Annotated in this window: 12 protein-coding genes and 1 riboswitch; all 12 genes read right to left on the bottom strand. The window is 48.1% G+C overall.

From position 1 onward, the window contains the following. Positions 1 to 9: 9 nt before the first annotated feature. The 12 genes from ACSNJE_RS10725 to bshC all read right to left on the bottom strand — a co-directional run bounded on the left by ACSNJE_RS10725 (position 10) and on the right by bshC (position 14,644). Complete coding sequence (locus ACSNJE_RS10725; RefSeq protein WP_495252643.1) at positions 10 to 1,557, bottom strand: nickel-dependent hydrogenase large subunit; 1,548 nt, start codon at positions 1,555 to 1,557, stop codon at positions 10 to 12. Next, on the bottom strand, positions 1,557 to 2,645 hold the full coding sequence (locus tag ACSNJE_RS10720; protein ID WP_474773611.1) for a hydrogenase small subunit: 1,089 nt from the start codon (positions 2,643 to 2,645) through the stop codon (positions 1,557 to 1,559). Before ACSNJE_RS10720 ends, ACSNJE_RS10725 begins: the two co-directional genes overlap by 1 nt. A gap of 293 nt (positions 2,646 to 2,938) precedes the next feature. After that, positions 2,939 to 5,140 (bottom strand): sigma 54-interacting transcriptional regulator, encoded by a 2,202-nt coding sequence (locus ACSNJE_RS10715; protein ID WP_474773612.1) that lies wholly within the window; start codon positions 5,138 to 5,140, stop codon positions 2,939 to 2,941. A gap of 324 nt (positions 5,141 to 5,464) precedes the next feature. Then, entirely contained in the window at positions 5,465 to 5,959 is a 495-nt protein-coding gene (locus ACSNJE_RS10710; protein WP_052218492.1) for a MogA/MoaB family molybdenum cofactor biosynthesis protein, read from the bottom strand. After that, positions 5,952 to 6,395 carry an MOSC domain-containing protein gene (locus ACSNJE_RS10705; protein ID WP_495252642.1) on the bottom strand — a complete coding sequence of 148 codons (444 nt, stop codon included), beginning with the start codon at positions 6,393 to 6,395 and terminating at the stop codon, positions 5,952 to 5,954. The genes ACSNJE_RS10710 and ACSNJE_RS10705 overlap by 8 nt, the downstream gene beginning before the upstream one ends. Further along, positions 6,392 to 6,880: a cyclic pyranopterin monophosphate synthase MoaC gene (gene moaC / locus ACSNJE_RS10700; RefSeq protein ID WP_013119648.1), complete on the bottom strand. Its 489-nt coding sequence runs from the start codon at positions 6,878 to 6,880 to the stop codon at positions 6,392 to 6,394. The genes ACSNJE_RS10705 and moaC overlap by 4 nt, the downstream gene beginning before the upstream one ends. Positions 6,881 to 6,883: 3 nt before the next feature. Further along, on the bottom strand, positions 6,884 to 7,864 hold the full coding sequence (gene moaA / locus ACSNJE_RS10695; RefSeq protein WP_052218489.1) for a GTP 3',8-cyclase MoaA: 981 nt from the start codon (positions 7,862 to 7,864) through the stop codon (positions 6,884 to 6,886). Positions 7,865 to 7,885: 21 nt separating this feature from the next. Beyond that, positions 7,886 to 9,799: a molybdopterin biosynthesis protein gene (locus ACSNJE_RS10690; protein ID WP_495252641.1), complete on the bottom strand. Its 1,914-nt coding sequence runs from the start codon at positions 9,797 to 9,799 to the stop codon at positions 7,886 to 7,888. Between the two features lie 22 nt (positions 9,800 to 9,821). Then, positions 9,822 to 11,057, bottom strand: a complete 1,236-nt coding sequence (locus ACSNJE_RS10685) for a molybdopterin-binding protein (protein WP_495252640.1) — start codon at positions 11,055 to 11,057, stop codon at positions 9,822 to 9,824. Positions 11,058 to 11,110: 53 nt separating this feature from the next. Then, positions 11,111 to 11,290, bottom strand: a complete 180-nt coding sequence (locus ACSNJE_RS10680) for a hypothetical protein (RefSeq protein WP_052218486.1) — start codon at positions 11,288 to 11,290, stop codon at positions 11,111 to 11,113. 85 nt (positions 11,291 to 11,375) lie between these two features. After that, positions 11,376 to 11,508, bottom strand: a riboswitch (molybdenum cofactor riboswitch). A gap of 8 nt (positions 11,509 to 11,516) precedes the next feature. After that, complete coding sequence (locus tag ACSNJE_RS10675) at positions 11,517 to 12,863, bottom strand: PhoH family protein (protein WP_052218521.1); 1,347 nt, start codon at positions 12,861 to 12,863, stop codon at positions 11,517 to 11,519. 146 nt (positions 12,864 to 13,009) lie between these two features. Continuing rightward, a complete protein-coding gene (gene bshC / locus ACSNJE_RS10670; RefSeq protein ID WP_495252639.1) occupies positions 13,010 to 14,644 on the bottom strand; it encodes a bacillithiol biosynthesis cysteine-adding enzyme BshC in 1,635 nt (544 codons plus the stop codon). Position 14,645 lies beyond the last annotated feature (1 nt).

Here is a 14,645-nt window from a genome sequence, read left to right as displayed (position 1 = left end):
CGGCCTTCCCTAAACTACCCTGAACTTTTTAATTTCGTTGGTATCCGGGTGAATCAGATGTACCGCACATGCAACGCACGGGTCAAAGGACCGTACAATCCGCACCAGGTTGATAGGATTTTCGGGATCAGGAACAGGAGCTCCGACCAATGCCTGTTCAACAGGCCCCTTTACACCTTCGTCATCTGCAGGAGAACAGTTCCAGGTAGTGGGGACTACCATTTGGTAATTCTTGATCTTATAATTTTCAATCACTCCGAAATGGCCGAGAGCCCCACGCGCGGCTTCTACCAGACCCATGCCCCGGCCTTTTTCGGGAACAGGCTTCTCGTTGCATACGGGCTCACCGGGTTTCAGTTCGCCAACCCATTTGAGCATTGCCTCAGCTATAAGCTTGCATTCCCAGGCCCGGGCAGCGTGCCGCGCCACAGCGGAAGGCCATGCTCCCAGTTTATTTACTAGGTCCATGAAGCCTTTCTCCTGGGTAACTAATTGTCTGGCTAATGGGCCAACTTCCATGGGTTTTCCGTCATAACGGGGAGCCTTTAGCCACGAATAAGCCCCTTCTTTCTTTGCATCGGGTTTTGTCTCGCCTTCATAGGGGTGTTTGCCTGTAGTAGTGTTTTCATACCAGGAGTATTTGACTTCTTCATGAATCTTGTCTGGATCAAGCGGATTAACTTTGGTCAGATCACCGTTAAAGATAGCACCGGCTTTAAGGAATCTGTTGTTAAAGTCGCCGGACTTGCCGAGGTCAAAGTTACCGTAAGACAGGAAATTGCCGCAACCTGCGCCCACCTTCATATCATGCAGCGGCTTGAGAGGCCCTGTTCCGAAGTAAAGAACATCCTTCAGGTATACATTATTAATAAAATCAATGAGTTCCAGCAGTCTGCTCCGGAACGCGGCTATCCTGTCCGGCGTTGGCTGGATAGTCACACCGCCCGCCACATAGGTAACATGGTGGGGCATCTTGCCACCAAAAATCGCCAGCATTTCCTGGGCCTTTTTCCTCATTTCCAGCGCCTGAATGTAATGGTGGACTGCCGTGGTAACCACCGTAGGATCGGCTACAGAAAACTGATCCGGATTGTAACGCGGGGTAAACGGCGCCGTATCTCCCGCCTTTACCAGGGCAACCACTTTGTCCCTGACTTTTAATAAGGCAGGGTCTGCGCCGTTATATTGGGCTATAGCCATAATATCGAGGTAGTCCAATGCGGTCAGATGATAAAAATGCAGAATGTGGGAAGCTATAAAATTAGAACCGGCTACCAAATTGCGGATAATCCTTCCGTTATCAGGCACTTCCGCTCCGAAAGCCATATCCAGTTGCTGCACAGAAGCATGGGCATGTTCGGCAGGGCAAACGCCGCAGCTTCTGGACGTTAAAACAGCGGCGTCCCTGGGATCTTTACCCTGGCAGATTATCTCGAGCCCGCGGAAAAGAGTACCTTTACATTTGGCGTCCTTTACAACACCACCCTCGACCTCGACTTCAATGGCCAGGTGCCCTTCTATCCTCGTAATCGGATCAACAACAATTTTTTGAGCCACTATTCAACACCCTCTTTCTCTCTGGCTTTTTCACCGGCGAAATAAACTGCTCCCGCTCCAGCAGCAGCGCCGGCCACAGCTCCTCCCAGGCTGGCTGCAAAGGTGCTGATACTGCCCTCATCCTGTGAAGCTTCCGATTCCTCGATAAACTTCGCCACTTCTTCAATGGGTTCATAAAGCGGCAGTTTGGGGAAGGACGGTTCAACACAACCGGCGCATGGAGCGCTGGCTGCTATACAGAAGTTGGTTCCGGCGTTCCAGAGCCTGTGCGGACAATCGGCATAGGTTATTGGCCCACGGCACCCCTTGGCACCCATACAGCCCTCAATGTCAGGCAGCTCCTCCCCGAACTTCTTGATAAACCTGCCCTGTTCGTACCCACCTCTGCGCGGGCAGTTTTCATGAATCTGCTTGCCAAAGAAAGGCATTGGCCGGCCGTGTTTATCTAATTCAGGAACTTTGTTGAACAGCAGGATGCTCACTATAGTGCCAACAATCCAGTCGGGATGGGCCGGGCAACCGGGAATATTGACCACTGTCCCGCCAATGACATCTGCTACGCCTTTGCACTGCGTTGGGTTCGGATCAGCGGCAGGAATACCGCCAAATGATGCACATGTACCCACTGCCACCACATAAGCGGCATTGGTTGCTGCTTCCTCCACCTTGGATTTGAAGGTTTTGCCCCCGATCCGGCAGTAAATACCGTCATCTTTAACCGGAATAGCTCCTTCCACAACCAGAATATACTTTCCTTTGAATCTGGTCATGGCCTCTTCCAGCGCCTTTTCTGCCACGTGACCGCTGGCTGCCATTAGAGTTTCATGATACTGCAGGGACAGAGTGTCCAAAACCAATTCGGCCACTCCCGGGTGATGGGAATTGGCAAAGGATACCGTGCACCCGGTACATTCGGCGCCATGCAGCCAGATAACAGGCTGCTTTCCGTTGGCCATTCCTTCCACTGCTGCGGCAATTTTGGGGACAAAGGCATCAGAAAGGCCTAACATTGCCGCCAAAGTTGCACTGTACTTGATGAAGGACCGTCTGGAAATATCCTTCCGCAAAGCTCTTGCAAGGTCAATCATTAGATATGTACACCCCCCTCAAATTTTAGCCCTCACCTTGCTTTGTCGAAAATCTTCTGCTTCCTCCCCGGCCTTACCACCACCCCTTCTATTGGAGACAATTTATTTTAGAGCAACAAATACCAAACTCATGTTTTACTCTCCGCAAAATTTGTGCCAAGGTACTACGGGGGATTTACAGCAACATATTGTACATTTTATATACATGACCTGTTGAAAATATCTACACAGTGTAATTTTTTCAAAATGTTCAGTTTCTTTACATGTTAATGAAAATTTACACTATTCTTGTCTCATTCCAGGTTAAATTCTTTCAGCTTCTGATATAAAGTGACCCTCGTAATACCCAGAAGTTTTGCCGCCATAACCTTATTGCCTTTGGTAGCTTTTAACGCTTCCGTAATCAATTGCTTTTCAATTTCCCGCACAGCTTCTTTGATCGGTTTTATGGTCTGGCCGCTATAACCTTTCAGCTCACGGACATGGGGGGGCAGGCAGTCTTCCCTGATTACATTACCCTCAGTCAGATATATGGCCCTCTCTATGATGTTTTCCAACTCTCTGACATTGCCCGGCCAATCATATTTAAGCAGCAGCTCAAGGGTTTCATCAGCAACAATTTTAGGTGAAATATTTTTGTCCTTGGTTAGTTTTTCAATAAAATGACCGATCAGTAGCGGAATATCTTCGGTTCTCGCCCGGAGCGGCGGTACGGAAATCGGCAGGACATTTAACCTATAAAACAGGTCAATACGGAATTTGCCTTCCTGAGCCAGCTTTCTCAGGTCTCTGTTCGTAGCTGCCATGACCCGTACATTTAACTTGATGGTGGACGTTCCGCCAACCCGTTCAAATTCCCGTTCCTGCAGGACACGCAGAAGCTTGGCCTGCATGCTCAGCGGAAGGTCACCGATTTCATCAAGGAGGATGGTCCCTCCTTCAGCCAGCTCAAATTTGCCTAATTTCCCGCCTTTTCGGGCGCCGGTAAAGGCGCCTTCTTCATAACCAAATAATTCTGATTCTAACAGCAGTTCCGGCAAAGCTGCACAGTTAATGCCTATGAAGGGTTTGTTGCGGCGGCTGCTCAGGTTGTGGACGGCAAGAGCAATCATTTCCTTGCCGACGCCGCTTTCACCCTGGATGAGAATGGTGGAATCGCTTTTGGCCGCTTTTTCTACTGTCCGTTTTAAGTTTTTTATAACTTCGCTTTCTCCGATAATAGCATCCAGATAATGAGACGGCGGGGTAACGGCCTTTTTCAGACGGTCCCGGTAATATTCGATCTCCCCGCGGGATTTATGCAACAGGTAAGGCAGGCACATGTCTATTTCGGCCAACCCCTGATAAACGGCTATGGCCTTTTCACGGCAGGTATTGTATCCGCAGGCGCCACAATTTAGTTCATCTTCTGGTTTAATTTTGTAGGTATGCTTCAAAATCTTTCTGATCTCGTTTTCTGATGGATAAGGCAGTTGGCGTGATTGGTCCGAGTATGTCCTGGTAAGGTCTAAGAAGGGAAGTTTTCTTGCAGGATTGTTTAGTTTTTTCTGCGCATAGTCAAAAACTAAAGCTTTTCTGGTGAGCAGGTCCTTATCACTGTCAATCTCGGGCCCGTCAATACATCCCTGGCAAAACAGAATATCAATAAACCTGGGTTTTACCTTGCCCTGACTCATGTTTTGCAGGATGTTCAAACAGTTGTCTATTCCTTCAACGGAGGCCAGCTCAGGTATAAATCCGTCAACAAGCTTCAGGTTTTTGATCAATCCTCCCGGTAGCGGAAATAACCTTGGCAGGAAGTTTTCTCCGACATTTTTTTCTGTCTTGCTCTTCGGAATTTCAATTCCTGCCTGACTGAAAAGTTCTTTCAACTCTTTAAAGGTGAGCACAGCATCAATTATATGCCGTTTGTCGCTCCTGGCTTCTTCTTTTTTGGCAATGCACGGACCCGCTAAAACAACTTTTGCATTAGGAAACTTCTTTTTCACATACTTACCCGTAGCCGTAACCGCTGAATCAATAGGCGCCAGGTAAGATATTAACTGCGGGTAATGTTTTTCGATCAACCCCACTACCGCAGGGCAATAACTGGCAATGACGCACTCCTGATCCCCTTTTTCCAAAAGTTCCTGATATTTGGGGACTGTCAGTTGAACTCCCGTCGTTACTTCTTCCACATGGGCAAACCCCATGGCTAACAAAGCTTCGAACAGATGGTCAGCCGCCACTCCGGCAAAGGCCGCCGGAAAGGAGGGCGCCAGCATAATTACCACTGTTTGGTCGGAACTTAGGAACCCCTTGACCAGGTCCATATCCCTGCTGTCAACAACCTTTGCTTTCTGGGCACAAACCCGCACACAGTTGCCGCAACTGACACAACGTTCCTCCACTACCGTAGCCTGTCCTTCCACAACCTTGATGGCTTTTGCCGGGCAGTTTCTGATGCAGGAGTAACAAGTCTGACATCTCTCTTTGATGGTCTGCACCACAGCCATCCCTGAAACACCTCTGCTCCTTTTCTTCTCATTGCACCTTTACAATAAAAACCAGGTCAGACTGTGTAAAGTTATTATACTCTATTTGGACAGTTATTAGCATTTAAAACCTGGCCAATGGTCGAATTTTGCGGTTAAACAGTCTTTTTGTTAATAATTATCGTTTTTATAATTTTCAGTAAATTCAATCAAAAACAATTAAGACAGGGTTTATACCTGTCTTATTTTTTTTGTTATTAAGTTATTCGACAAAAACTTCCAGTTCCCTTCTTTAATTTGGATATTTTGTATATTTTTTTTACAAGTGTTAATAAAGTTAACAACTTAACCCCGTCTGGCACATTCTCCGGCAGTACCTTTTAAAATATCCAATCCATGGGGTAAAGCAGGCAATATCCAGTCTAAACTTTCCTCTACTGCTTTGGGACTGCCGGGCAGATTAATAATCAAGGTTTTCCCCCTGATCCCGGCTGTAGCCCTGGAAAGCATGGCCCGGGGCGTTATTTTCATACTTTCCGCCCGCATTGCTTCGGGAATCCCCGGGACTAAACGTTCCACCACATCCAGAGTAGCTTCAGGAGTAACGTCCCTGGGCCCGAAACCGGTCCCTCCCGTAGTAAAAATCAAATCTAAACCTTGGTTATCTGCCCAGTCCTTTAATCGCTCGGCAATGGTTTGGCGGTCATCCGGTAAGATTACATAATGTTCAACCCGACCCTTTATTTCCGCAACTTTCTTCTTGATAACAGGCCCGCTCAGGTCTTCCCTTTCACCGCGGCTGCCCTTGTCAGAGGCCGTAATAATCCCCACCCTATACATCCTTTATCACCTCTATAGTATCCCCGACCTTAACGGTACCTTCTTTTAGCACTCTGATGAAAATTCCTTCCCGCGGCATAACACAGTCTCCTGCCTGGTAATAAATGGCGCACCGGTCGTGGCAGACTTTTCCGATCTGCGTAACTTCGCCTATAGCCTTCTCGCCAATTTTGAGCTTGGTGCCCAGTGGCAGGTCCGTCAAACTAATGCCTTGGGTGGTAAGGTTTTCGGCAAAATCACCGGGGTTCACATCCAGGCCTTTCTGCCGCATCTTTTCAATACTTTCCAGAGCCAGTAAACTCACCTGTCTGTGCCATAGCCCGGCATGGGCATCGCCTTCCAGGCCGTGCCCGATAATTAACCGTCCTGCTCCAACATTCTTCTTCCGTGTTCCCTTCTTTTCGCTGGTACATACCGCCACAATTTTCCCCGTCACTTCGGTTCCCCCTGTCTAATATAATGTCCGCTCTTGCCGCCTTTTTTCTCCAAAAGCCTGATATCTCCGATAATCATGCCTTTATCAATAGCCTTGCACATATCGTAAATAGTCAGCGCAGCAGCGGAAACCGCGGTAAGGGCTTCCATTTCCACACCGGTTTTGCCCGTTGTTTTCACTGCGGCTTTAATGATTACCCTGGAATTAACTTCGTCAATGGTAAAGTCAATATCCACTCCGGTAAGAAAAAGCGGATGGCACATGGGAATAAGGGCAGCAGTATTTTTAGCGGCCATAATACCGGCCACCTGGGCGACTGCCAGAACATCGCCTTTTTTTAAACTCCCTGTTTTTATAGCCTCCAGGGTTTGCACCGCCATGCGGATTTCCCCTGCTGCCACAGCCATCCTTTCCGTATCATCCTTAGCTGAAACATCCACCATCCTGGCCCGCCCCTGCGGATTGAAATGGGTCAACTTACTCATTTATCAGCCTCCTATTTGTGACATGGTTCTGTTGTTATCGCCCCAGCCCCGGGCATTCATGGTATGCCCCTCCGGTTTGCTCAGCACCGCTTGTCTCATGACCTCAGCCAACTCCTCCTCACTTAACCCTAGCCTGAGTGAGGCTTTTAAATCCACTTCCTGCGGCGAATGCAGGCAAGGGCGCAGTTTCCCTTCGGAAGTTAACCTGAGCCGGTTGCATTGACCACAAAAATGGTCGCTCAGAGCGCTGATAAATCCGATGCTGCCCATCGCACCCGGAATTTTATAATATCTGGCCGGGCCGTTTCCGGCAAGCTTTTTGGCCACTTCGAGATTTTCGTATCGACTTATTTTTGCTTTTATCTGCCTGACTGAGAAAAATTTGTCAGCCGGAAATTTATCGCTCACACCAATGGGCATTAACTCAATAAACCTGATATGCAGCGGCAACTTCTTGGTCAGATTTACAAAATCCAGTATTTCATCATCGTTAAAGCCCCGAATAACCACCGTATTTATCTTAACAGGCTCAAACCCCTCTTCCCATGCCGCTTCAATCCCTGCCCACACATCCCGCAGTCGGCCAACCCTGGTAATCTGCCGAAAACGGTCAGGCTTTAAAGTATCCAGGCTTATATTTACCCTTTTCAGACCGGCTTCTTTTAAAGCGGTAGCATATGCGGGCAAAAGGGCCCCGTTAGTCGTCAAGGCGATGTCGTCTATCTGGGGTATCCGCGCAATTTCCTGCACCAGGTTTATGATACCTTTCCGCACCAAAGGCTCACCACCGGTAAGCCTTATTTTTCTTATCCCCAGCTTGGTCGAACTTTTAATTACTTTCAAAATTTCCTCCAAACTGAGAATCTCGTCCCGGCTGTGCATAGGAACTCCCTCGGCCGGCATACAATATACGCAACGGTAATTGCAGCGGTCAGTAACAGAGACCCGGAGGTAATTTATCTCTCTTGCAAAATTATCTAGCATATCTGTTTCCTCCTCGCAACATTAGCTCTGCATTAATACTTTTCCGGTGTCCCGCATATCGTAACCGCCCAGGCCGGCTACCCTTACTTTAAACTTATCGGATCTGATAATTTCCATCAGAGCATTGATTAAATCGGTATGCCAAAATTCCGCGGGAATTACCAGGTCATATCTTTCTTCCGTTAAGGGGATAAAATCCAAATCCAGGGCGTGGGCAGCGGCAAGAATGCCAAGGCCGGTGTCTACCGTCCCACTGGCCACGGCCACAGCCACAGCCATATGGGTGTATTCTTCCCTATCGTAACCTGCTATCAGTTCTGGATCTATCCCCTTTTGTTTCAGGTAATAATCAAGTAAAATTCTGGTGCCGGCGCCACGTTGCCGGTTGATAAACCGCACATCATTTCTGACCAGGTCTTCTATTCCTTTAATCTGTTTGGGGTTTCCTCTGGCCACAATAAATCCCTGCTGCCTGTACATCAGGTTAATAACGGTTACCTGTTGATGTTTTAGCAGTCTTTCGATATATGGCAGGTTATATTCCCCCGTTTGCTCATCAAGCATATGCATACCTGCTATGTGGCACTCGCCTCTTTTTATGGCCATCAAACCGCCCAGGCTTCCTACATGAGCAGAAGACAAGCTCAGCCTTGGAAACCTTTCTTTCAGCAAATTGCCTAAAATGTCAAGGCTGATATCGTGGCTGCCCACAGCGACCACAGTATTCCTTATTTCCTCTTTGGTCCGGAACAGTTCAACCTCTACTTCTGCACCTGCTTCCAAACCTTCCATTAATTTGGGTACCTGCAAAAGACCGTCGGCCCTGACCAGGGACATAATGATGCCTGCACCACGGGACAAGGGGGTGGCAACAATCCTATCTCCTACCTGCCCCAGCTTTACACGGACAAATTCGTCCACTCCCTGCGGAGATACTACCCTTCTGGCCAAAACAGCTTTGGCCGTTTCCCTTAATCCCGGCTCAATCCCTAACATTTTACCTAGCAGGGGGCGTAAAAACAACTCACAATTTAATACAGCCGATACGGGGTAACCAGGTATGCCTATAACAGGTTTTCCTTTCACCAGGCCTAAAATTACGGGTTTGCCCGGTTTAATGGCCACCCCGTGTACCAAAAGCTCCCCCAGTTCGGCCACTGCCCTGGCCGTGAAATCTTCTGTTCCCGCCGATGAACCGGCATTCACAACCACAATATCGGCTTCAGCCACCGCCTGGCCTATCCTTTCGAGAAGCAAACCGTAATCATCAGGCGTAATTCCCCATACTTTAGGTTGCCCTCCCCATTCCGTTACCAATCCGGAGATAACCCGGGAATTGTACTCAATTATATCCCCCGGTTTCAGCGGGCTGCCGGGCTGAACCAATTCCGTTCCCGTCGGCAGTATGGCTACTACCGGTTTCACCCGGACACTTACCTCGTTTACTCCGCCCGCCAGCATGGCGCCAATATCCACCGGCCTGATGATGTGGTTGGCCGGCAAAATCATTTCCGTGGCCACTAAATCTTCTCCAACGGTGCGTATGTTTTCCCAGGGCGCCACCGGTTGAATAATTTCAATAGTATTCTCATCAATATAATGGACATCTTCTATCATCACCACCGCATCATAACCCTGAGGCAGCGGATCACCCGTATCAACAAGAACAGCTTCTTCCCCTGTCTTTAACTGTACCGGTAAAGTTTCTGACGCTCCAAAAGTGGACGCGGCTTTGACAGCATATCCGTCCATGGCCGAGGCATGGTAATGAGGGGAAGAAAGACAGGCAAAAACCGGTTCAGCCGTTACCCGTCCAAGACTGAGCTCTGTTGGTATTTGTTCCGACTTTAAAAGCACCGGCTGATTGAGGCGTAAAAAAAATTTTTCCCGCGCGGTTTCTAAGGGAATGTTATCTAAATAAATAGTTCTGGACATAACCTGCTCCTTCTCATTTCTTTTAATATAACTTCACCTGCACGGGCTCCCCGGCGGCCAACCCCTGTTTTTCCATAGGTATTTCAATAAACCCGTCGGCTTTAACCATAGTAGTGATTAAACCCGATTTACCCAAAACAGGCATAGCCACTAATCCGTTTTCCCCATGCTCAAGGGTAACCCGTACCACGTCCAGACGCCCACTGGCCGAAGCCAGGTTCCGTCCCAACGTGGCTGAAACAGTCCGGCGGGGAACAGGGGTTAATCCCAAACCGTTATAAGCCCGTATTAAAGGAACCAGGAAAATCTCACTCAGCGCCATGGCCGAAACAGGATGCCCCGGCAGGCCCAAGACCGGTTTACCTTCCACCACACCAAGTATGGTTGGTTTGCCGGGCTTCACAGAAACGCCATGAACCAAAACACCCGGCGTCCCTAGTGCGTTGATTACCCTGGCCGTGACATCACGTACCCCCATCGAACTCCCCCCGGAAACCACAACTATGTCTGCACCCTGCAAAGCTTCTGATATAGCTTTTTCCAAAACCTCAAAGGTGTCCTCCACGATACCGTAAATATAAGGCTGCCCTCCGGCATTGGCCGCCAAAGCCGCAATGGCGTAGGAATTTATATCCCGAATCTGGCCAATGCCCGGTTCCTGGCGGGGGTCTACGATTTCATCGCCTGTCGAAATGATGGTTACCTTTGGTTTAGCATATACCTGGCATTCGGTACAGCCGATACCGGCCAATGCGCCGATTTCCTGGGGCCGCAGCAAAGTTCCCCGGGCCACCAGCCTGTCCCCGGCCCCGACGTCCTCTCCGGCCCGCACTATGTTTTCCCCCGGTGCCACCTGTTTCAGTACAGCAACAGTGGAATCATCCAACTGTTCTGTATACTCAACCATGACCACTGCATCAGCGCCGGGCGGCAACATGCCGCCCGTTGATATTTTTATTGCTGTCCCCGGCTTGATAGGTTCTTTGGCCTCCTGGCCCATGAAAACTTCTCCTGTTATTTCCAAATACGCCGGCATTCCTTCGGTAGCTCCAAAGGTATCCCGCGCTATTACGGCCAGACCATCCATGGTAGACCTGGCAAAGTTGGGCACATTTACCCCAGAGATGATGTCTTCGGCTATAACCCGGTTCAGGCAATCCATCAGCGGCAGTTTTTCCACCCTCAACTGCGGGGAAAATTGCTTATTGAAAAGCTCCCAGGCTCCATCGATGGTAGCTAACTTTAAGAGTTCCGGCAATAAAGATTCCTCCTAATCACAGTCATCTCAATATAAAGTATTGGCAGTTTCCATTAAAAACAACCTAACTGGCAGTTCTTTATCTTGATGTTCAGCCGGTCCGCTGCCTGCCCAATTACGATTAAGGGCACTTTCAGTTGTTCAGCAAGCTCATGGGCCCGGGCGCAGGTAATTCTCCCCTCCGGCGCCGCCTCTTTTACGGCTTTCAATACCTCTTCACTAACTTCATGCATATTTATCCCTCCTATCACAACTGTGATTTGAACAATAGCTGTTTATGGCTTCCCCTAAAAAAAACAGGCGCCGGGAAAGGCGCCTACTAAACTTTGTTTTTCTCCTTTCCACCGGGAGGCATCGCAGTTTCCTGGGATACCCTTAACTATACATAGTCATGGCTGGAGACCATAGGTTGAACACCCTTAGGCCTGTCAGCTCGGAGTTATTATTTGGTTAAATTGCTTAAATTATTTCCGCTGCCGTCTGGGCCAGTTCGGAACGCTCCCCTTTCACAAAGGTCACATGCCCGGCCAAACCAATACCCTTAAATTTCTCCACCACGTACGTAAGACCGTTGCTGCTGGAATCCAGGTAGGGGTGGTCAATTTGCTGCGGGTCTCCGGTTAGCACTACCTTGGTCCCTTCCCCGGCCCTGGTCAAAATAGTTTTAACTTCATGGGGCGTAAGGTTTTGGGCTTCGTCAACAATCAGATACTGCCGCGGTATTGTCCGACCCCTGATATAAGTAAGAGCTTCCAGCTCTAACTGGCCTTTGTCCTTAAAATACTGTATAAGGCTGTCTATATTGTTGCCTTTGGGTTTATCAAATTCCTTCTCCTTCTTCATGTCCCTGCCCTGACCGAAAATGTACTCAAGATTATCGTAAATCGGGCTCATCCAAGGACGCATTTTTTCATCTTTGTCCCCCGGCAGGAATCCGATATCATTTCCCAAAGGTATAACAGGCCTGGTAATGAGAAGCTTCCGGTAAACTCCTTCTTCAATCACTTTTTGCAACCCAGCGGCAACAGCCAGGAGTGTCTTCCCTGTACCAGCTTGCCCCACCAGGGTTACCAGACTTACATGGTCATCCATCAACAGTTCCATGGCAAAGCGCTGTTCTTTGTTCCTGGCTTTAATGCCCCAGGCATCGGTGTTGGCAAACAGGAGCGGCACCAAAGCCTTTTTATCGGGATTATATCTGGTCAAAGCAGATTTGCTGGATCCGTATTCATCAGTAAGGTACACAAATTGGTTGGGAAACAGTTCTTCCTCCCAGGGGAGGATGTTTTTACTGTAGAACTGATCAATAAGTTCCGGTTTCACCTGTACTTCCTTGATACCTGTATATAATTCGTCCAGGTTAACTTTGTCGGTCTTGTAATCTTCTGAGTTAACACCACATACATCAGCCTTTATCCGCAGGTAAGTATCCTTAGTAACCAGGATTACCTGTTTATCTGGAAATTCTTCTTTATAAGCCAGTGCAACTGCCAGAATACGGTTATCGGATTTACTTCGCTCCAGGCCCGCGCATAACTTGTCAAAATGCTGATGATTTAGTTCCACTTTAATAGTACCGCCTTTTTCTGTAGGTACCCCTTCATAAATTTTGCCCTTTCCCCTGAGTTCGTCAATTAACCTGGCTACCCGCCTGGCGTTGCGCCCGACTTCATCCTGCCTTCTTTTTTGGTTATCCATTTCTTCGATAGCCACCAGGGGAATTACCACATCATTGTCCTGGAATTTCGTAATGGCCAGTGGGTCGTGCAGCAAGACGTTTGTGTCAATAATAAATATTTTTTTCAACCGGCTTCGCCTGCCTTTCGAAGGGCTATTTAAAAATATTTTCTTTAATATAATACTATTCCACAAAAATCGACTGTTTCCTTCAACCTGCTACCCCGGATAATAAAGCAAAAGTTAAAACTGTAACTTTTTTACGTTATCTGGGATTAAATTTCCGGATTAATATGTACAATTTTATGGTCCGTACCTTCAATCAAGGGCAGGCCGACCAGCCCGTTTATTAAACCTGGTCCATGTTTAAATAGGTAAGGGAATATATTAAATACCCTTTCCTGGAAGTTGTTTTTGGGAAACAAAGAAAGGGATATTTTTCCCAACTGGCGGACCAGGGTATCATTTTTCTTTCGATGGTACTGCTGAACTTTTTCATAGTAATGGTTGATCTGATATAGTGCTTTATTCCATGCCTCTTCCCCTACTCTCCGCAAAGACGGGTCGATGACAATCACCTCATCGTTTACTTCTTGGAAACAGCGCCCGACCTTTTCCCGGAAACCGTTAAAAAGCCCTTCAATATCTACAGTTTCCAGTTCCTTTAAAAGCTGCCGTTGTTTTTCTTCCATCCCTTCTACCACATCATTCAAAGAGAGGCCGTATTTTTGCATCAGTTTGGAAATATTCCCTTCCAAAAGAGTTATATTAGCGCGGGGATAAATTATCGGCATGTTCATACCAAAAAGAGGATAAATTGCTTTGTACAGGGCATAATAGGATATTTCCCCGGGTCCCGCCACGTAAGCCAAAAGGGGTAACACATAATCCTGAGCTACGGGCCGCAGAACCACGTTAGGACTGAAATCCTCAGGATTATCCCTGATGGCGGCCAACAGTTCGTCCTCGCGCCAATGCAAATCCCTGCCCCGTACAGTGAAAACATCATTTTCCTTTAATAGAGGCAGGCGTTCCCCGTCTACATAACGAAAAAGGTGCAGGTGTTCGGGATCTTTGTCCACCTGGGGCGTAAAGCCCAAATCCATAACCATGTTCTTACCCTGTTCCAGAGCCCTGTTTACCTCTTCGGACCGGATAACAAACTGTTCGAACAATGGCGCCATCAGCTTACGTATACCCGGCAGCATAGGATGAACCATGACCAACCCGTAATCAGTGAAAAACCCCGTCATAATCCTGGCAAACCACTCGGCAAGGTTTTCGGAAGAACAGGCATAGTCTTTCAACTGCTCTATATAACCTTCCTTCCACTCGGCCGGATTAGTGGACTCCGCCAGGGCATCTATTAATTTATAAACAGCTTCCGAAACAGGAATATGCCCAACCGAGAATTTGCCTCCCGGTTCTTCTTCCAGTACTAACCGGTCCAACCGGCCCTGCCTGTTAATGAAGTCCAGGTGATTTATTTCCTGGAAATCGTGGTCTTCGCTGGCCACCCAGAAAAAGGGTATCACGGGACACCCCAGGTCTCTTGATAACTTTTGCGCCAACTGTATGACCGTAATAGTTTTATAGATGGTATATAAAGGGCCCGTGAAAACCCCGGCCTGCTGTCCGGTTATAACGACCACGCTGTTTTTGTCTCTTAACATTTCGATATTGGCCACGGTTTTCTGACTGCAGCCTAAATTTTTGTTGTAGGACAGCAAAATACGGACCAGTTCCTCCCGGTCCGCCTTATATTCATTGGCCACTGTCTGCAGGCGGTGCTGAAAATCGGCAAGCCTGTAGGGGTTAGCCGAAAAAAGGCATTCCACAGCAGGAAAATGGTAGAGATATTTGTTTACCAAAGGTTGTTTATATGTCAAACGCACAGATTCGATAATCACC

Source organism: Thermincola sp. GK-1, from assembly GCF_059412445.1.
The sequence above is the reverse complement of the archived record's forward strand: the minus strand, read 5'-3'. Positions and strand labels throughout refer to the sequence as shown.